Raw genomic sequence first — 20,598 nt, forward strand, 5'->3', positions numbered from 1 at the left:
CATGAGTTCTTCCGTGCAGCTGTCCACCAGCTCGACAAGGTGGGACGCGCGCCTCTGGGGTGTCCTGCTCACTGTGTCCGTCGTCGTGGGCCTCGACGCGCTCGACGTGTCGATGGTCGCCGTCGCCCTCCCGTCCATCCAGGCCGAACTCGGCCTCTCCACCGGTGCGCTGCAATGGATCATCAGCGCCTACGTGCTCGGCTACGGCGGCCTGCTGCTCCTCGGCGGCCGCACCGCCGACCTGCTCGGCAGGCGCCGGGTCTTCCTCATCGCCGTCGCGGTCTTCGCGCTCGCTTCCCTGCTCGGCGGCCTCGTCGACGACGGCGCGCTGCTGATCGCCACCCGCTTCATCAAGGGACTCGCCGCCGCGTTCACCGCGCCTGCCGCGTTGTCCATCATCACCACGACGTTCCACGAAGGCCCCGCCCGCAACCGGGCGATCAGCATCTTCGCCGTCTTCGGTGCCAGTGGTTACTCCGCGGGCCTCGTCTTCTCCGGTCTGCTCACCGAGGTGGGCTGGCGCTGGACGTTCCTGCTGCCGGTGCCGATCGCGCTCGCCGCGCTGGTCGCCGCGATCAAGCTGATCCCGTCCTACTCGCCGCAGGTCGGTGGCGGCTACGACTTCCCGGGCGCGATCACCGGTGCCGCCGGTTCGCTCCTGCTGGTCTTCGCCGTGGTCGAGGCGCCGGAGATCGGCTGGGCCGCGCCGCGGACGTTGATCTCGTTCACCCTCGCGCTCGCGCTGCTCGTCACCTTCGTGTTCATCGAGAAGCGCAGCAAACACCCGCTGCTCCGCCTCGGCATCCTGCGCTCCGGCCCGCTGGCCCGCGCCAACCTCGGTGGAGCGACGTTCTTCGGCGCCTACATCGGTTTCCAGTTCGTCGTCATGCTGTACCTGCAGAACGTGCTGGGCTGGTCCGCGTTGCAGACCGCGCTCGGGTTCCTGCCCGCCGCGCTGATCGTGGCCTTCGGTTCGCCCAGGATCGAGCCGCTGATCGACCGGCTCGGCACCCCGCGCACGATCCTCGCCGGTGTCGTCGCCCACGTCATCGGATACGCGCTGTTCCTGCGGATCGACGAGAGCTCCAGCTACGCCGGTTCGGTGCTGCCGAGCATGATCCTGCTGGGCATCGGCTTCATGCTGGCGTTCTCTTCGCTGAACATCCAGGCGACCAACGGCATCTCCGACGACGAGCAGGGGCTCGCCGGCGGGCTGCTGAACACCTCGATCCAGGTCGGCGGCGCGATCGGGCTCGCCATCGTGACCGCGGTCCTGACCGGGAACTCCGGCGGAGCCACCGGCTCGGCCGCGCTGCTGAACGGTCTGGCGCCCGCGCTCACCGTGGTCACCGGTATCGCCGTGATCAGTGTCCTGGTGGCGTTGTCCGGAATCGTCGGCCTGCGCAAGGCCGAAGCCCGCTCCGCCGTCGCCGAACCGGAGTACGCAACGGCCGAATGACCAGGGGGTGATGGGCCCCTTCCCGCGCTCGGGGGCGGGAAGGGGCTCGTCGCTACCAGCGGATCGGCAGCGATTTCAGCCCGTTCTGGAAATTCGACCGCAACCGCACCGGTTCCCCGGCGGGTTCCACCTCGCCGAGCAGATCCAGGACCGCTTCGAACATCGCGCGCAGCTGCACCCTGGCGAGCTGGGCGCCGAGGCAGAAATGCGGGCCGTGCCCGAAGGTCAGATGATCGTTGGGAGCGCGGCCGATGTCGAAGCGGTCCGGATCCTCGAAAACGGTCTCGTCGCGGTTCGCGGCGGAGAACCAGACGACCACCTTTTCCCCGGCGCGGATGTCCACATCGGACAGAACGACGTCCTCGGTCGCGGTCCGGCGGAAGTGCATGACCGGACACCACCAGCGCAACATCTCTTCCACCGCACCGGGAAGCAGGGAACGGTCGGCGAGCAGCCGCCGGTACTGATCCGGATGCGACAGCAGCGCCTGCATCCCGCCGGGGATGCCGTTGCGCAACGTTTCGTTGCCCGCCACGGAAAACAGCCAGAACAGGTTCTCGAACTCCGCGATGGACACCCGCCCGCCGTCTTCGACGTGACTCATCAGGTTGCTCATCACATCGTCGCCGGGGTTCCGGCGTTTGTACTCGCCGAGCGCGGTGGCGTACGCGTACAGATCCGGCATTCCGGCGCGGGTGCGCGGATCGGGCATCGACCCGTCCGGCCCCGGGACCGGCCGGACGGCCAGCGCCGTCCGCGCGAGATCGGTGACCTCGTCGGCCTCGACGGTCGCGCTCACCGCGTAGTCGGCGTCCTGATAGCCGATCACGCGATTGCTCCAGTCGTACATCAGCCGCCGGTCCTGTTCGGGGATCCCGAAGACCTCGGCGAGCGTCAGCAGCGGGAGATCGGCGGCGATCGCGGCGAAGTCACCCTCGCCGTCCGCGCGGACCCCGGCGATCAGATCCCGCGCCCAGCCCTGGATCCGCTCGGTCAGCTTGGCGACCGCACGCGGCGTGAACGCCTTGGTGAGCAGGCCTCGCAGCCGGGCGTGCTCGGGCGGGTCCATGTTGAGCATCATCCGGCGGACGTAACCGAGGTCCTGCTCGGTGGCCGGGTCCCGGATCTGCGTCCCGCCCAGCCGCGACGAAAAGAGCTTCGGGTTCTTCAGCACGTGCTTAACGTCCGAATGCCCCAGCACGGCCCAGAAATCGTCGACGCGTACGACCGGTGACCCCCGGCGCAGTGACGCGAGGTGCTCGTACGGCACGCCCCGGGTGTATACCTCCGGATCGGTGATCACGGCGTCGAGACTAGCCCGCGGAAGGGGGACTGCGGAAAGATCCGTCCGGTGGAAACGCTGAAGATGCGCACCGCCGGAACCGAAGGCCCCGCCGTGCTCCTGCTGCACGGCCTCGGCGCGACTGGAGCGGTCTGGGACGGCCTCATGGCGCAGCCGGGATATCGCTGGCTGGCGCCCGACCTGCCTGGTCACGGGGGATCGCCCCGATTGCCCCACTATTCGTTCGGCGGACTGGCCGCGGCGGTCGCCGACGCGCTCCCGGAACGCGGTCCGGTACTGGTGGTCGGCCATTCGCTGGGCGGTGTGGTCGGGCTCGCGCTGGCCTCCGGCTGGTTCGGGGTGAAGGTCGCCGGGTTGCTCGCGGTCGGCGTCAAGGTCGAATGGAGCGAGGCCGACCTCTCGCGGGCGGCCGCCATGGCGGCGAAACCGCCGCGAGTGTTCCCGGCCAGGGAAGACGCCGAACGCGGCTTTCTCAAGATCGCCGGTCTGGCGGGCCTCACCGGCGCGGATCCCGACGGAGTGGTCGAAACCGAAGGTGGCTGGCGGTTGGCGCTGGACCCCCGCGCGTTCGCCGTCGGCGCTCCCGACATGCGCGGACTGCTCGGCGCGGCGCGCTGCCCGGTCGTCCTCGCGGCAGGCGAGCACGATCCCATGAGCCGTCCCGAGCAGCTTCGCGCGCTCAGCCCGTTCGCCGTCGAGTTCCCCGGACTGGGCCACAACGCCCACGTCGAAGACCCGTCCGCGCTCCTGCCCTTCCCCCGGCAGTTCGTCCTCTGAATGCGGTAGTTCGCCATCGAACCACCGCATTCAGAGGACGAACTGCGCCTAGCGCCGGAGCCTGCCGAGGACGGCGATTCCCTCGGCGATGTCGCTCGCCGGGCTCGCCCCGTAACCGAGGACGAGCCCCGGGTTCATCGGCCGCTGGCAGTGCCACGACAGCGGCTGCACCTTCACGCCCTGCTCCAGCGCGGCGGCGGCGAAGTGGAGATCGGAGAACTCCGCGTCGAAGGTGATCGTCAGGTGCAGCCCGGCGGCGGCGCCGTGCACCACGGCGTCCGGGAGATGCGTCCGGAGCGCGTCGATCATCGCGTCCCGGCGGCGGCGATGCCGCTTGCGCACGAACCGCAGCTGCCGCTCCATCTCGCCGGACTCCATCAGATGCGCGAGCACCAGCTGCGGGAGGACGGCGTTGCCCAGGTCGGCGAACCGCTTGGCCGCCACCACCTCGTCCCGGTACCGCGTCGGCACCAGCATCCAGCCCACCCGGAGCGCGGGCGCGAGCCACTTCGACACACTGCCCGCGTAACAGACCTGTTCGGCGAGCATCGAGCGCAGCGCGGGGACCGGTGGGCGGTCGTAGCGATGCTCGGCGTCGTAGTCGTCCTCGATGATCAGCCCGCCGTCCGCGGCCCAGCGCATGAGCTCGCGACGGCGTTCCCCGCCGAGCACGACACCCGTCGGAAACTGGTGCGCGGGAGTGAGCAGTACGGCTGGCGCGCCACTGCGCACGAGCTCGTCGACGTCGACCCCGTCGTCGTCGACGCGGATCGGCGGCGTCGCCAGCCGCCGGTCATGCAGATGCTGCCGCGCGCCCAGCGAACTCGGATCCTCGACCGCGATCTCGGAGATCCCGTTGTCGCACAGCACCTGCGCCAGCAGGCCGAGGCCCTGCGCGACACCGGCGACGATCAGCACGTCGTCGGCGTCGGCGGTGATACCCCGGGTGCGGGCGATCCAGTGCGCGATCGCGAGCCGCAAGGCGGGCGCGCCCCGCGGGTCGCCGTAGCCGAAGTCCGCCGCCGAGAGGTTGTTGAGCACGGTGCGTTCGGCGCGCAGCCAGGCCGTTCGCGGGAACGCCGTCAGATCCGGCACGCCGGGGGACAGGTCGATCCTCGCCGGGGTCGACCGGAGCGAGTCGAAGACGCCGATCCCGGGCGCGGGCTGGAAGATCGTACCCGCGGACGGGGGACCGGGTGTCGTCTGCTCCTTCGTCCGGGCCGGTGCCGCGACGACCACCGTGCCCGCGCGGCCGCGTCCGGCGACATGACCGTCCTCGACCAGCCGCTGGTAGGCCTCGGTGACCACACCGCGGGAGACCCGCAGGTCCGCGGCCAGCGCCCTGGTCGCGGGCAGCCTGCTGCCGACCGGCAGGCGCCCGTCGGAGATGGCGTGCCGCAACCGCGACGCCAGCCAGTCCGACCGGCGCCCCGGCGGGGCGTCCCCGATGTCCAGCTGCAGGAAGTCCGAGCCTTCGGCAGTCACCTGATCATTGTGTCATTCGGGCTCGTAGGCGAGGTTCGGCCGCAGCCACTGCTCCATAGTGGACAGTTCGAGGCCGCGGCGGACGGCGTAGTCCTCGACCTGGTCCTTGCCAAGCCGTCCGACGGTGAAGTACCGCGAATCGGGGTGGGCGAAGATCAGCCCGCTGACGCTCGCCGCCGGCGTCATCGCGAACGACTCGGTCAGCCCCATCCCGAGCCGGTCGGAATCGAGCAGCTCGAACAGTTCCTGCTTCTCGCTGTGATCCGGGCTGGCCGGGTAGCCCAGCGCCGGGCGGATGCCGCGGAACCTTTCGGCGTGCAGGTCCTCCAGCTTCGGATCGGCGTCCGGCTCGAACCAGTCGCGCCGCGCCTTGAGGTGGAGGTACTCGGCGAACGCCTCGGCGAGCCGGTCCGCGAGCGCCTTCACCATGATGGCGCGGTAGTCGTCCTGGTTCGCCTCGAATTCGGCCGCGAAGTCCTCGGCGCCGAGGATGGTGACCGCGAAGCCGCCGAGGTGGTCGCCCGCGCCGGCCGGGGCGATGTAGTCCGCCAGGCAGCGGTTGGGCCGCGACAGCGGTTTCTTGGTCTGCTGGCGCAGCATCGGGAACTTGACGCCCGCCTCCAGGATGATGTCGTCACCCTCGGAGTGCGCCGGCCAGAACGCGTACGCGCCCTTCGCCTGGAACCGCTCTTCGGCGATGATCTGGTCCATCAGCGTGTTCGCGTCGTCGAACAGCTCCCTGGCCACCGGGTTGTTCAGGATCGCCGGGTACTTGCCCTTCAGCTCCCAGGCCAGGAACAGGAAGGTCCAGTCGATCATCTCGCGCAGCTCGGTGAGCGACGGCGAGACGTACCGGACGCCGGTGAACGCGGGCGTCGGGATGTCGTCGAAGGAGACCTTCTCCGGGTTGGCCCTCGCCTGCTCGACCGTCAGCAACGGCGTCCGCTGCTTGTTCGCGTGCTGGACGCGCAGCTCTTCCTGGTCCACGCGGTTCTTCTTGTCGAGGATCTCGGCGCGGTCGGCGTCGAGCAGGTCACCGACGACGCCGACGACGCGGGAGGCGTCGAGGACGTGCACGGTCGTGTGCTCGTACGCGGGCGCGATGCGGACCGCGGTGTGCTGGCGCGAAGTGGTCGCGCCGCCGATCAGCAGCGGGAGTTTCAGCCCGCGCCGCTCCATCTCGGCGGCGACGTTGACCATCTCGTCCAGTGACGGCGTGATCAGGCCCGAAAGCCCGATCGCGTCGGCGCCTTCGGAGACCGCGGTGTCCAGGATGACCGAAGCCGGGACCATCACGCCGAGGTCGATCACCTCGTAGTTGTTGCAGCCCAGGACGACGCCGACGATGTTCTTGCCGATGTCGTGCACGTCGCCCTTGACCGTCGCCAGGACGACCTTCCCGTTGCCCTGGCGGGTTTCGACCCGGCCTTCGAGGCGCGCCTTCTCCTTCTCGGCCTCCATGAACGGCTCGAGGTAGGCCACCGACCGCTTCATCACGCGCGCGCTCTTGACCACCTGCGGCAGGAACATCTTTCCGGCCCCGAACAGGTCGCCGACGATCTTCATGCCGTCCATCAGAGGGCCTTCGATCACCTCCAGCGGCTTCGGCAGCTTCTGGCGCGCTTCCTCGGTGTCCTCTTCGATGTAGTCGACGATGCCGTGCACCAGCGCGTGGCTGAGCCGTGCCTCGACCGTGTTGTCGCGCCAGGACAGGTCGACCGTGCGCTGGGTTCCCTTGCCGTTGACCGTTTCCGCGAACGTGACCAGCCTGTCGGTGGCGTCCGCGCGGCGGTCGAAGAGCACGTCCTCGACCAGCTCCAGCAGATCCTTGGGGATGTCCTCGTAGACCGCGAGCTGCCCGGCGTTGACGATGCCCATGTCCAGCCCGGCGCGTACCGCGTGCAGCAGGAAGGCCGAGTGCATCGCCTCGCGCACGACGTTGTTGCCGCGGAAGGAGAAGGAGAGGTTCGAGATACCGCCGCTGATGTGCACGCCGGGGCAGCGTTCCTTGATCCGCGGCAGCGCGTCGATGAACGCCTTGGCGTAGCCGTTGTGCTCGGAGATACCGGTCGCGACCGCGAGCACGTTCGGGTCGAAGATGATGTCCTCGGCGACGAAACCGGCTTGCCGCGTCAGGAGGTCGTAGGCGCGGCCGCAGATTTCGACCTTCCGGTCGGCGGTGTCGGCCTGGCCCTGTTCGTCGAAGGCCATCACGACCACGCCCGCGCCGTAGTCGCGGATGCGCCGGGCCTGCTGGAGGAACTGCTCCTCGCCTTCCTTGAGGCTGATGGAGTTGACGACTCCCTTGCCCTGCACGCACTTCAGTCCGGCCTCGAGCACCGTCCAGCGCGAGCTGTCGATCATGATCGGCAGCCGGGCGACCTCGGGTTCGGTGGCGATGAGGTTCAGGAACGTGGTCATCGCCTTTTCGCTGTCGAGCAGATCGGCGTCCATGTTGACGTCCAGCAGGTTCGCCCCGCCGCGGACCTGCTCCAGCGCGACGTCGACGGCGGCCTGGTGGTCGTCGGCCTCGATCAGCTTGCGGAACTTGGCGGATCCGGTGACGTTGGTCCGCTCACCGATCATGACGAACCCGGTGTCCTTGCCGATCTCGAACGGCTCGAGCCCGCTGAACCTGGTGTGCGGCTTCGGGGCCGGGACGTTCCGCGGGGTCATCCCGCGGACGGCGTCGGCGATCTCCTTGATATGCGCGGGGGTCGTGCCGCAGCAGCCGCCGACGACGTTGACCATCCCGGCCGTGGCGAAGTCGCCGAGCAGCCCGCCGGTCTCCTCGGGCGTCTGGTCGTACCCGCCGAACGCGTTCGGCAGGCCGGCGTTGGGGTGACAGGCGGTGTACGTGCCCGCGAGGTGCGACAGTTCGGCGATGTGCGGGCGCATTTCCTCCGCGCCCAGCGAACAGTTGACGCCGACGAGCAGTGGTTCCGCGTGCTCGATGGAGCTCCAGAACGCCTCGACCGTCTGCCCGGACAGCGTCCGGCCACTGAGGTCGACGATCGTCACCGAGATCCACAGCGGCAGATGCGGTGCGACGTCGCGGGCGGCGGCGATCGCGGCCTTGCAGTTGAGCGTGTCGAAGATCGTCTCGATGAGCAGCAGGTCCACGCCGCCCTCGGCGAGTGCCTTGATCTGGTCGGCGTACGCGGCGTACACCTCGTCGAAGGTGACCGCGCGGAACGCCGGATCCTCGACCTTGGGCGACAACGACAACGTGACGTTCAGCGGCCCGACCGACCCGGCGACGAACTTCCCGCCCGCCGCGTCCGCCGCCTCGCGGGCGATCTGGGCGCCGCGAAGGTTCATCTCGTACGCGAGGTGCTCGAGCCCGTAGTCCGCCTGGCCGATGGTGGTGGCGGTGAACGTGTTCGTGGTCGTGATGTCCGCGCCGGCGTCCAGATACTGGCGGTGGATGTCGAGTACGACGTCCGGCCTCGTGATGTTCAGCAGGTCGGGGTCGCCGGTGATGTCACGGGGATGGTCCTGGAACCGCTCGGTGCGATAATCCTCCGGCTCGAGGCCGGCGTTCTGGAGCATCGACCCCCAGGCTCCGTCGAGCACGACGATGCGCTCATCCAGCAGCTTTCGCAGGGCGGTCGTTTCCATCCAGCGCTCCTCCCATGTCGTGGGAGGCGCCCTTGCGGTGATGTCCGGGGCCGAGCGTGGCGGACCCGGCGGTCCGTTGCAGCGCCTCTCGACCTTGGCGTCCAGACTACCGGATCAGGACAAGCGCACTTCGCCTGAATTGCTCACCCGCTGGCCAACGCGGGTTCGGCTTCCCGCACTGTGAGACGCGGCGATGACTGGGGCACAGCGTGGCCGTGACCACTATCGCCGGCGGTCGGACGTAGGCCAGACAGCCGAATCGTAAGAAAATCGGTAACGGGCGCCGGAGCGTGCCGATGTGATCATCGGACGGCTCGCGGGAGGGTGAGCCCCGCCGAAATCGGAGGCCGGCGCTGGGGAGGGGACTGCGTCCGATCGTTCGGGAGCAGGCACGTTCGCTGGTCCGGTCGGCGTTTCGTTGACGCCACGTCTTCACGCTGCATCCAAGATCTCGCAGCTCCACCACGTCTTCGTGGTGGAGCGCGGTGACGCTGTCCGAATTACCTTCACCATTACGAAAAGGATTTCCATGCGCCAGAGACGGTCCATCCGGAGAGCTGCGGTTCTTTGCTCCGCCTTCACCATCGTGCTCAGTGGTGTGGCCGCGGCGGCTGGAACGCAGGTCGCGGCCGCCGAGACGATCACCTGCCGGGCGAACGCGGGTGTCTTCTACACGAAACCCGACACGGTGCTGCAGCTCGACCGGCACAACGAGCCCGAGACCGGCGCCAGGTCGTGGACCGGCAACACGACGATCGGCAATACCTGGGCGGGAAAGACCCTGGCCGGCCCGGACGGCCGTATGTACTTGATCAATGACAACGGTGACGTCCTGCGGCAGCGGCGGCTGGCGACCGGCTGGGAGAACGGCGGGGCGGGGCAGATCATCGCCACCAACTGGCGAGGCGTGACTCACCCCGCTCAGCGCAACAGGATCACCGTCGATTCGCTGGGCGACTTCTACTGGTCGCACGACGGCATCCTGGCCTGGCTCCGCTACGACGAGACCACCAAAGTGTGGACCGACCGGCTGATCGACACCGGTTGGGCGACCTCCCGGTACGACATGATCGTCGGGGCCGGTGCTGGTGTCTTCTACGCGCGCACACCCGGTGGGGACCTTCATCGCTTCCATTACGACGCGAACAGCCAGCGCTGGCTCGAGTACGCGAAGCTCATCGGCGCCGGTGGCTGGCAGAACTTCGCCCAGATGGCGTCCGCGGGCGGCGACGTCCTCTACACGCTCGACAAGAACAACGGCCAGATCAAGTGGTATCGCTACCTCGGAGATGGCACCTGGGCTCCTGGCCCGACGGTCATCGGCACCATCGGCGCGGACTGGCAGCTCTCCGTCACGACCGACGAGTGCAAGCTCGTCAACACGGGGGTGCCCACCCGCCCGGCTGTACCACTGCGGACGAACGCGCCCAGCACCGTGCTGGAAGGAGCGGGTGGCAGGCTTCAGCACTTCTACGTGGACGGATTCGGCAGACTGATCCATGGCCGCCAGCGTTCCGACGACGTCACCGTGGTCGAGTTCACCGTCGTGCCCGGACATCAGGCGTATACCGGGACACCTTCCGCGGTCCGGCTTGCCGACGACAGCCTGCGCGTCGTCGCACTCGGGCAGGACAGTGAAAGCCGCACCAGCACTCTGGCCACGGGCACCACGACCTGGCCTGCCGTTTCCGGGTTCGGCGGCTGGACGCCGGATGCCGCTTCGCTCGTTCAGCGGGCGGGTCTCGGCGCCGCGTTCATGATCGACGGCCTTGGCCGGCTCTGGGTACGGCCCCAGGATGGGGGAAGCAAGCAATACTTGCCGTGGCGGATGCTCCCGTCATCCGGGCTCGCCGGCGATCTCACCGCCGTGGTGCAGGGCGACGGTATCGACCTCGTCGCGAGGACGACTGCCGGCGCTTACACCAAGGCCACTTACGCGAACGGCGCGCTCAGCGCTTGGACCGCTGTGACGGGCAGCGGGGGGACTGGAAAGCTCGCCGGGGCCCCGAACCCGGACAACTCGCTCGAAGCCTTCGTGACCCGGGCCGACGGAGCGGTGGTCACCCAGCGCGAGAAGGCCGACGGATTCTCGGGTGCCTGGGTCCCTCTGACAGGCCTCGTCGCCGCTGGACCGCCCGCTGTGACGGTGGATTCGGGTGGCATCGTGCACGTCGCTGTTCGGGCCAACGACGGCTACGTCTATACGACCGAGCAGAGTGCGCCTGGCAGCACGAGCTACAAGGCCTGGCGTCAGCTGATCGACTCCCGGACCGGTGCGGCTTATCAGTCGGCCACCGACCCGGCCGTCACGAGTGTTTCAGGGGGCGGGGTGGTCGTGACGTTCCGGGACATCGACGGCGTCACCTACGCCTATTCGCCCACTCCGGCGCCGGCTGCGGCGATGCGGTCGGCGCCGGCTTCGGACGGCACGACCTACCGTGGCGGACCGCTGCCGAAACCGTCGTTCTGACGCCCCGGCGATGAGGCCCGGATGCGGCCGGAGAAATTTCCGGCCGCCTCCGGGCGAATTCGCCTCCTTTCCATGCCTGCAGTGACTTCACTTCACGAGGACGGGTCTACCCATGTCTTATGCGCACCGGCACAGCTCACGGGGAACCGGTTTGTTGAGCAGGATCGGCTTGCTGGGCCTCGCCGTCGCGCTCATGGCCGGATTGCTCGGGCCCGCCACGCGGTACGGGGCGTCCGGCCTTTCCGACGTCGAGTTGCTCCAGCAGGCGATGGCGATGTCGCCACGGCAAGCCCAGGGGGACGCGACGTCCGGTGAGCCGGAGACCGGTGGTCCGGCCAATGTCGCGGGAGCGGAGTCGTTGCAGGCGAAGTACCCGCCGATCTCAGCCGGTACGGAGAACGTCCGGGAAAACGCGGTCAAGGTCGAACCGGTCACCGCGGAGGTCCGGGGTTTCGACGAGAAGACCAGCAGGGAGCTGCCGGACCGCCGGACGGCGACGGATCGTACGTTCGCCAACGCCGACGGCACGCTGACCACGGAGTTCGGTGACGAGGCGATCAACTACCGTGCGCCGGACGGCACCTACCGAACGATCGACACGGCGCTCGTCCCGCGCGAGCGGAACGAAGGCTGGCGCAACGGTGGAGACAGCGTGGCGCTGAACTTCGCTTCGGCGGCATCGGCGGAGGGTTTGGTCGATGTTCGCATCGACGATGAACACCACTTCGGCTTCGGCCTCTCCGACGCCGCGCGCCAGGGTGGCGCCGTGTCAGGCAGCCGGGTCACCTACCCATCGGTGCGACCCGAATCGGACGTCAGATTCGACGTCGTTTTCGGTGGTGTCAAGGAAACCCTGGTCCTCAAATCGGTCAACGCGCCGACGAGCTGGGAATTTCCCTTGCGTCTCAAGGGTCTTCGAGCGTCGATGGCGGGTGGGGACGTCGTGTTGCTCGACGCGGAGGGTCGGGAACGGGCGCGGATTCCGGCCGGCTTCATGGTCGATGCCCGGACCGACCCCGAGACCGGCGAACAGACACGATCCGAAGGTGTCACCTATCGGCTGCTGGAACGCGATGGCGCGACAGTGCTGCGAGTGGAGCTCGACACCGCCTGGCTCCGGGATCCGGCGCGCAAGTTCCCGGTCGAGGTCGACCCCAGCGTCGACACGACGGTATCGGACGGTGGCGCGGTCTTCCAGAGCGGTTCGAGGATCGATGGCGGGACAGAGCTCAGGGTCGGCACCAACGGCTCCTCCAAGGCCGCCAGCTACCTGTCGTTCGGCGGGGTGGAGAACCGTCTGCGCAACCACAAGATCCTCGGCGCGCAGCTGACGCTCAAGAGCAGCTGGTCGTGGTCTTGCCAGCCGAGGCCGGTCACTGTGCACGACGTCATCGCACCCTGGAACACATCGAGCGCGTTCCCGGGCCCCGCATATGGCGCTGCTCTCGCGCAGGAGTCTTTCGCGCATGGGTATATCGGTCTTTATCAGCACGCTTCGAGCTGTCCGTCCGCGACCGAGCTGATCCCACTCGGCGTGGCGGGACGCGATCTGGTGCAGCGATGGGTCACGGGTGCGCAGCCCAACTACGGCCTGACAGTGCGCGCGTCGGAGACGGATCGCTTCGGATGGAAGAAGTTCACGGGTAACCGCACCGCCAATCCGCCCCGCCTGTTCGTCACCCACTCCGCCTACGACGCCGAATACCGGGTCGATCGCGGAGTGCCCGAACCGCCGGTCACGCGTCTGCAGAGCGGCAAGGTCAAGATCACCGTCACCAACCGGGGCGCCGACACCTGGACCGCCGCGAACTTCGCGCTCGGCTATCGCGTGTTCACCAAGGCAGGCGCTCCGGTCGGCGCCATCGAAGCGGCTTCGCTACCCCGCGATGTCCCCCGTGGCGATTCGGTGACTCTCGACGCGACGATCAAGGCGATCGACGTCGGTGACTACTTCTTCGACTTCAGCATGCTGCGTCGTGGTGGTTCCTGGTTCACGGACGAACAGATCCCGCCGACCCGCCTGGCGATGACCGTCTTCGACGTACCGCCGATTGTGAAGGCGCAATACCCGCCCAACGGGTTCTCGGCGCAGACTTTGACTCCGCAGCTGTGGGTCGACGCCGTCGATGTCGACGCTCCGGTCTCGTCGACGTTGAAGTATCGCTTCGAGGTATGCGAAAAGTACGTGCCGAAACCCGACGGCACGCTCACCGGTGTGTCCTGTGTGGACTCGGGCTACGTGACGAAGCGGACCTGGACGGTCCCGGTCGGTGGGCTGCGGTGGAGCATGGACTATCAGTGGCGGGCCTTCGCCTTCGACGGGAACTCCGAGAGTCAGAAGCTTCCGCCGAGCCACCTGCTGACGGCGGTGCCGCAGCCGGAGATCACCTCGCATTTGTCCAACGCGCCCTACAGCGGTGCTCAGCGTGACTTCGATCCACAGACCGGGAACTACTTCACCAGTGCCATCGACGCGTCCCTGCAGGTGAAGGGACCGGAGCTGACCGTCGGACGGACCCACAACAGCCTCGATCCCCGCAAGGATCTGCTCTTCGGCGCAGGCTGGTCGACGCGGTACGACATGAAGGTCGTCCCTGACGGCGACGGCTCCGGAAACGTGGTCGTAACCTATCCGGACGGCCAGCAGGTCAGGTTCGGACGGAACCACGACGGTACGTTCGCGCCGCCGCCCGGACGGCAGGCGAACTTCCGTATCGAGGTCGAAGCCGCTGGTGGCGGCTGGGTGTTGACCGACAAGTCGGCGACGTTGTACCGGTTCAGGCCGGACGGCAGGCTCATCGAGATCTACGACCACGCCGGCAACCACATCGAGCTCGATTACGGGACACCCGAACAACTTCGGCGGGCGATCAGCCGCACGAGCGACCGGATCCTGTACTTCAAGTGGACCGGAAACCATGTCACGTCGGTCAGCACCGATCCGGTCGACGGCAAGCAGCTCACCTGGAACTACACTTACGACGGCGATCGGCTCACCAAGGTCTGTGACCCCGACGGCGGCTGTACCGGTTACGACTACACGGCGGGTTCCCACTACCGCAGTTCGGTCGTGGACTCGCGGCCGTCGTCGTACTGGCGGCTGGGAGAGTCCGCGGGTACCACCGCGGCCAGCGAGAACGGGCTCAAGCTCGGCAAGGACAACGGAACCTACAAGGACGTCGTCCTCGGTCAGCCGGGTCCGCTGACCGACGGGGCGAACACGGCGGCTTCGTTCAACGGAACGTCCTCCGTCGTCACGCTGCCGGACGGGATGGTCCGCAAGAACCGTGATCTCGCGGTCGAACTGTGGTTCAAGACCACGACGGGTGGCCCGCTCTTCGGGTACCAGAAGGCGCCGATCAGCGGCACGCCGTCCGGTGCCGTGCCGGTGCTTTACGTCGGCACCGACGGGAAGCTGCGCGGTCAGTTCTGGAACGGCGCGACCGCGCCGATCACCTCGGCCGCGGTGGTGAACGACGATCGTTGGCACCACGTCGTGCTCTCCGGCTCACTCGCCACCCAGACCCTGTACCTCGACGGGCAGAAGGCCGGATCGGTCCAAGGCGAGATCTCGCACGACGACGTCGTCTACAACCAGATCGGCGCGGCGTACACGGTTCCGCCGTCCGCCTGGCCGGCCTGGGGCGCCGACGCACGCCGCTTTTTCTCCGGCCAGATCGACGAAGTCGCCTTCTACGAGTACCCGGTCGGGCCGACGACCGCCGCGGCCCACTACCAAGCGCGTACGAGTGCGAGCTACCTCTCCAAGATCACTTTGCCCACGGGCCGGGTGGCCGCCCAGCTGAGCTACGACGCCGCGGCGGACCGGCTCTCCGAGGTCGTCGACCGGGACGGCGGACGCTGGCGCCTCGGCCGTCCCATCGTCACCGGGACGGAGACCAACCTGATCCGCACCACTCAGGTGGCGGATCCGGCGAACCGGCTGCACTTCTACGACTACGACCCGGTTCGTGGCCGCATCCTGCGGTACGTCGCCCCCCTTGGCCAAGGGCTCCGGCAGGAGGACAAGCGGGATTCCGGCGGAAAGCCGGTGCCGCCGGACCTGGTTCCCTGTGATCCGAGCGCGCCGCCGACACCGGGTGACCCCTCGTATTGCGGTGGACCGGTAGGCGGTGACGGAACCTGGGTCGGTGGGCCTGTCAACGGTCAAGGGGTTCGCACCTACGACTACGACGAAAAGGGATTCCAGACCACCATCGGTGACGAGCTCGGCAACGTCCTGGTGCTCACCAATGACGAGCGTGGCAACGTCGTCTCGAGAAAGACCTGCCGGGTGGCGCCTGGGGACTGCCAGACCGCCTACTACAGCTACTACTTGAACTCGGCGGACGTCACGGACCCGCGCAACGACAAGATCCTGACCTCCAGGGACGCGCGTTCCGCGAATGGTTCGGATGCGACCTTCGCGACGAACTACGCGTACACGGATCTGGGTGTGCGTGGCTTGCTGACAACCGAAACCAACGCCGCCGGGCAGGTCACGCGGCACGAATACGCGAACGGGTCCGAGGCGGCGGTGGGCGGCGGCAACGTTCCCGCCGGTTCGCTGCTCAAGACCACGGATCCGCGTGGTGGAGTGACGGCCTACTCGTATTTCCGCAACGGTGATCTCGCGAAGATCGTCGATCCCGCCGGGCTGAGCACGTCCTACACCTACGACGTCCTCGGTCGCAAGAAGACCGAAACCGTGGTCAGCGACGCGAATCCGAGTGGATCGACGACCACGTACGCCTACGACGCACGTTCGAAGCCGATCTCCGCGACCGGTCCGGGGGTGACGAATCCGATCACCGGTGTGACGCACACTGCGCAGACGCTGACCGCCTATGACGCCGACGGCAGTGTCATCCGCACGGAGACCAAGGACCTGACCGGCGGGGATCCCAGCCGCGTCACGACCTTCGGCTACGACGCCTTCGGCCGGCAGAACCAGGTGACCGACGCTGAGGGTGAGACGACCCACTTCGGTTACGACCACTTCGGCAACAAGATGTGGACGGTCGACCCCGCAGGAAACAAGTACGAATACGGGTACACGGCGCGTAACGCCCTCGCGGAGGTCCGGTTGCGGTCCTGGCACGGGCAGGCGACCGATCCCGCCGGCGAAGGCGGCGACACCGACGGGGACGGTGACACGTCCTCGTCGCCCACTCTGGTCCTCGCCTCTTACGGCTACGACCTGGCCGGGCGGAGAGTCCGCGAGACCGACTCGATGGGCCGCACGACCCGTTACCAGTACTTCGGCGACGGGAAGCCCTGGAAGGTGATCGCGCACAACGTGAGCGATCCGTTCAACCCCAGCGCGCCCAAGCGTGACGTCACCCTGCGGGAGTTCACTTACGACGCCGCGGGACAGAAGACCAAGCTCGTGGAACCCGGCGGCCGGGTCACCACGTACGAATACGACGCCGCGGGAAGAGGCGTCGCCGAGACGGCCGACCCGAACGGCCTCGCCAACCGGACCGCCTGGACCTACGGATCGGGTGGCGACGTCGAAAAGGTCGTCCACACCGGACAGAGTTCGAACAGCACGCGACTGGACCTGGGGAACCAGGAGACGGCCGAGTTCCGTTACGACGTGGCGGGCCGCCAGACCAGCACATCGGTGACGAAGAGCCTGACGGAGAAGCTCACCACCACCGTCGCCTACGACCAGCGAGGATCGGCCACCTCGATCACGGCGCCGCGAGGGAACGTCTCTGGCGCGAACGCGGCCGGGTTCACCACCAATCTCGCCTACGACAAGCTGGGGCGGTTGTCCGTCACCACACTCGCACCCGTTTCCGCGGAGACCGCAGGTTCCACGGCCGCCGCGACGCGTCCGCAGAGTACGTCGGGCTACAACACCTTCGGCGAGGTGACCGAGACCCGGGATCCAAACGGCACTGTCGAGACGAAGTCGTACGACCGGCTCGGGCGTTTGATCCAGGCGACGTCTGCGGAGTACCGCAAACCGGGAGACTCCGTCGCGGCGAAGGCGGTCTCGAAACGGCAGTACGACGCCTTGGGCAATCTTTTGGCGCAGACCGATCCTCTCGGCGCCGTCACCCGATACCGCTATGACCAGCTGAACCGGCCGGTGGAGCGGATCGACCCGGACCCCGAGGCGGGCGATCGCCCCGGCGGTGTCTGGAAGTACGGCTACACGACCGAAGGGGAAATGCTCTCGACGACCGACCCCACGCTGTCGCGAGTCGAGGCGACCTACGACGATCTCGGCCGTCAGGTCACGGCGACGCGCTTGGAACGCCGTCCCGACCCCGCCGCTTTCGTCACGAAGCTGCGTTACGACGACTCCGGCAACCTCCGGTCGAAAACCGCTCCGACCGGCGAGCTCACCGCCTACGAGTACGACGTGCTCGGTCAGCGGGTCAAGGCGACCGACCCGGCAGGAGTGGTCTCGCGATACGGTTACGACCTCGCTGGGCGACAGGTCCGGGAGTCCGACGGGCACGGCCGTACCGAGTACGTCAGCTACGACCAGGCAGGCCGGGCGACCGGTGTCTACAGCCTTTCGCCGGAAGAGCGGATCCTGCGCAAGACGGCGGCGGCTTACGACGCTGACGGCAACAAGGTGTCCGCGTCCGACGCTCTCGGCCGCACGACCCGTTTCGAGTACGACAGCCGTGGGCTGCTCGTCAAGCAGCAGGAGCCGGTCTCCGAATCGGCGGCCATTACGACGAGCTTCGGGTACGACGCGGCCGGGAACAGGACGCGGGTCACGGACGGCCGGGGCAACGCGACCTACCAGACGTACAACTCGCTGAAATTACCGGAATCGGTCATCGAGCCCGCGACACAGGCGCATCCCGCGGCGACGGATCGTACGTGGACGACGGCGTACGACCTCGGCGGCAGGCCAGCCTCGGTCCGGGCACCAGGCGATGTCGTCCGGCGGCCCGTGTTCGACACCCTCGGCCGCTTGAGGTCCGAGACCGCGACAGGTGCCGAACAAGCGACGACGGAACGCAAGCAGCGGTTCGACCTGGCAGGAAGGTTGCTGGGCGTCGACACGCCCGGCGGAGAGAAGACGTTCACCTACAACGATCGTGGTGGCCTGCTCACCAGCACCGGTCCGACGACCGGCACCTCGAAGTATGGCTTCGACGACAGCGGACGGCTGACTAATCGGGTCGATGGCGCCGGAACTGCGGCCTTCACCTACTCGAAGGGGCGGCTCGACACCCAGCAGGACGGTCTGACCGGCGTCAAACAGACGATCGGCTACGACGACGCGGGGAAGGTGGCGAGCCTCGACTACGGCTCGGGACGCGTGCGGACGTACGGTTATGACGATTTCGGCCGTCAGTCCAAGGATGAGCTGAAGGGCGCGGACGGTAAATCCGTGGCGTCGCTGACCTATGGCTACGACCTCAACGACCGGCTGACCGCCAAGAAGACGGTCGGTTTCGCGGGCGCCGCGGACAACGCCTACGCCTACGACCACGCCGGCCGGCTGAAGTCGTGGACCGCCGGCGGCCAGACCGTCGGCTACGGCTGGGACGACTCGGGCAACAGGATCAAGGCCGGAGAGCAGACGTCGACTTTCGACGAGCGGAACCGGCAGCTGGCCCAGGGCGCCGAAGGCTTCTCGTGGAGCCCCCGGGGAACTCTGGTCTCACGAACCGGCCCGGCCGGAACCGTCCAATCCGGATTCGACGGCTTCGATCGTGCGGTCAAGCAGGGTGGTGTCAGTTACGAATACGACGGCCTCGACCGCACCTCGTCGCGAAACGGTGTGCCGTTCTCCTACGACGGACTGAGCCTCGACCTGGTTTCGGACGGCTCGTCGGCTTTCGCCGTCGGGCCCGGTGACGGCGTGCTGGCCCAGCGCTCTCCGGACGGTGCTGCGCAGCTCACGCTGACCGACCAGCACTCGGACGTCGTCGGCATGCTCGACGCGTCCGCGGGAGTCCTGACCGGCTCGGCGACCTTCGACCCGTTCGGCGGGAAGACCGCGTCCAACGGTGTCTCGAGCGCGCTGGGTTTCCAGTCGGACTACACGGATCCGAGCACCGGTTCGGTCGACATGGGGGCGCGGTGGTACTCACCGGGTTCGGGGACCTTCAACGCACGGGACAGTATTTCCCTGCCGGTCAGTCCCTCGGTGGGAGCGAACCGCTATACGTACGGGAACGCCAGTTCGCTCAATGGAATCGACCCGGACGGACACCGTGTGGTCGCCCCCGCGCCCCCGGCTCCGGCTCCGGTAGCAGCGCCGCCGGCATACAACCCCTGGAAGGGAGCGGCCCGGTTCGGCTCCCGGTTCGGCGGATGGATCGGCAATGCCTACAACTTCCTCTGGGATGTCCCGGCCGCCGGACCGTCTTGTGAGTTCCGAGATGCGGCAGGCAATCGTTGTGCTACGACCACTCGAGAGGCGTGGCGAGCGGGGTGCGGCTTCGGTTTCCGGGACTGCTATGCCGGTAGCGGCCGCCTTGGCTACTGGGTGGACACCAGGAGTGACAGGGCTTGGAATCCTTCCTGGAGGAGCGGAAGCAACCCCGGCCCCGGCCCTGGTCTTGGCCCTGGTCCTGGTCCCCGGCCCCCGAAGAGGATCGCTCCTCCGCCTCCGCCTCCGCCTCCGCCTCCGCCGCCGCCGCCGGGCATCCAGGCGCGGATCGACCAAAAGAAGAGGGCGGAGCGGGTCGCCGACCGGATCCCGGACGCTGCAAAGAACCCCCTGGTGAGCGGGCCGCAGATCTCGTCGTCGCCGAACCTGCCGGCCAACGTGGTCGCCGGAGTCCTCGACAACGTCCAGGACCTGGTGTCGATCTACGACATCTTCCTCAAGCAGGTCCTGGACGCGAAGAACCCGGTGGTCCAGAACGTCGACGCGCCGATCCCTTCGCCGCTTCTGCCTTCGCAGGTGTCGGCTTGGGACAACTGCGGTGGTGGGGTCGTCCGGGACGACTTCAACGGTGGTACCTCACGGACGGCGTTCGCCTGCGAAGGACCGGACGCGACTCAGCCTGATGAAGCCAGTGGGCCGGCAGTCTTCCGCGGGACTACGCAAGGTTACGGTGGCAGCGACGGCACACAACGTGTCGGAATCACTCCGACTTCGACGGATCCGGGTGTCGCGGCAACTTTTGCGACGCACTCGGAGAACTATGGAGAAGCCGTGGTACAGATCGCTTTGCCAGGTGATTTGGCCGGAGTGGCCACGTATGAGGGTTACATACCGTCTGAACTTGAAGTGGGTGTGGAACTGAGTCCAGGTGAATTCGCCAGGCGGGCAAGTATTGAGATACCTTCGTCTGTAGCTCGTTCGATATTGGGTGAAATGGGATTCGGAATACCCGGCCGTATTGGGATTGGGGACCTGTCGCAGATACTCGCAACTACGCAGAAGCTCAGCCCTGCCCAGATCCGACGGTTCATTGAGGAGGCCCGCGGCTATGGGAAGTGAAATTCGAGTAAGTGTCGAGAGTGTCGAGTCAGCCCTTGGCGGGACAGTGG

7 protein-coding genes are annotated in these 20,598 nt (G+C 67.6%); 4 read left to right on the forward strand and 3 right to left on the reverse strand.

All coding sequences use genetic code 11. The features are described from left to right. Position 1: 1 nt before the first annotated feature. The gene (locus tag ACLJQ7_RS38565; protein WP_410653130.1) at positions 2-1,459 is read left to right on the forward strand and encodes an MFS transporter; all 1,458 of its coding nucleotides are present in this window, start codon (positions 2-4) and stop codon (positions 1,457-1,459) included. A gap of 52 nt (positions 1,460-1,511) precedes the next feature. On the opposite strand, the gene ACLJQ7_RS38570 is transcribed toward ACLJQ7_RS38565, so the two are convergent. Then, on the reverse strand, positions 1,512-2,762 hold the full coding sequence (locus ACLJQ7_RS38570; RefSeq protein ID WP_410653131.1) for a cytochrome P450: 1,251 nt from the start codon (positions 2,760-2,762) through the stop codon (positions 1,512-1,514). A gap of 48 nt (positions 2,763-2,810) precedes the next feature. Here ACLJQ7_RS38570 and ACLJQ7_RS38575 point away from each other — a divergent pair, with 48 nt between their 5' ends. Next, positions 2,811-3,539, forward strand: coding sequence for an alpha/beta fold hydrolase (locus ACLJQ7_RS38575; RefSeq protein ID WP_410653132.1), 729 nt, complete (start codon positions 2,811-2,813; stop codon positions 3,537-3,539). A 48-nt stretch (positions 3,540-3,587) separates the two neighbouring features. Here the strand turns inward: ACLJQ7_RS38575 and ACLJQ7_RS38580 are convergent, their stop codons facing one another. Further along, on the reverse strand, positions 3,588-5,024 hold the full coding sequence (locus ACLJQ7_RS38580) for a PLP-dependent aminotransferase family protein (RefSeq protein ID WP_410653133.1): 1,437 nt from the start codon (positions 5,022-5,024) through the stop codon (positions 3,588-3,590). A gap of 12 nt (positions 5,025-5,036) precedes the next feature. Further along, positions 5,037-8,645 (reverse strand): methionine synthase, encoded by a 3,609-nt coding sequence (metH, locus tag ACLJQ7_RS38585; protein ID WP_410653134.1) that lies wholly within the window; start codon positions 8,643-8,645, stop codon positions 5,037-5,039. Between the two features lie 529 nt (positions 8,646-9,174). Between metH and ACLJQ7_RS38590 the strand changes: the two genes are divergently transcribed. Both ACLJQ7_RS38590 and ACLJQ7_RS38595 read left to right on the forward strand, forming a co-directional pair. Next, a complete protein-coding gene (locus ACLJQ7_RS38590) occupies positions 9,175-11,115 on the forward strand; it encodes a tachylectin-related carbohydrate-binding protein (protein WP_410653135.1) in 1,941 nt (646 codons plus the stop codon). 154 nt (positions 11,116-11,269) lie between these two features. Beyond that, the gene (locus tag ACLJQ7_RS38595; RefSeq protein ID WP_410653136.1) at positions 11,270-20,548 is read left to right on the forward strand and encodes a LamG-like jellyroll fold domain-containing protein; all 9,279 of its coding nucleotides are present in this window, start codon (positions 11,270-11,272) and stop codon (positions 20,546-20,548) included. The last annotated feature ends 50 nt before the right edge of the window (positions 20,549-20,598 follow it).

The sequence above is a fragment of the Amycolatopsis sp. cmx-4-54 genome, assembly GCF_046548895.1.
GTDB lineage: Bacteria > Actinomycetota > Actinomycetes > Mycobacteriales > Pseudonocardiaceae > Amycolatopsis.

Bases quoted from the DNA above. Each gene is read 5' to 3' on its own strand.
- ACLJQ7_RS38590 (WP_410653135.1), top strand. From the start codon at position 9,175: ATGCGCCAGAGACGGTCCATCCGGAGAGCTGCGGTTCTTTGCTCCGCC.
- metH (WP_410653134.1), bottom strand. From the start codon at position 8,645: ATGGAAACGACCGCCCTGCGAAAGCTGCTGGATGAGCGCATCGTCGTG.
- ACLJQ7_RS38565 (WP_410653130.1), top strand. From the start codon at position 2: ATGAGTTCTTCCGTGCAGCTGTCCACCAGCTCGACAAGGTGGGACGCG.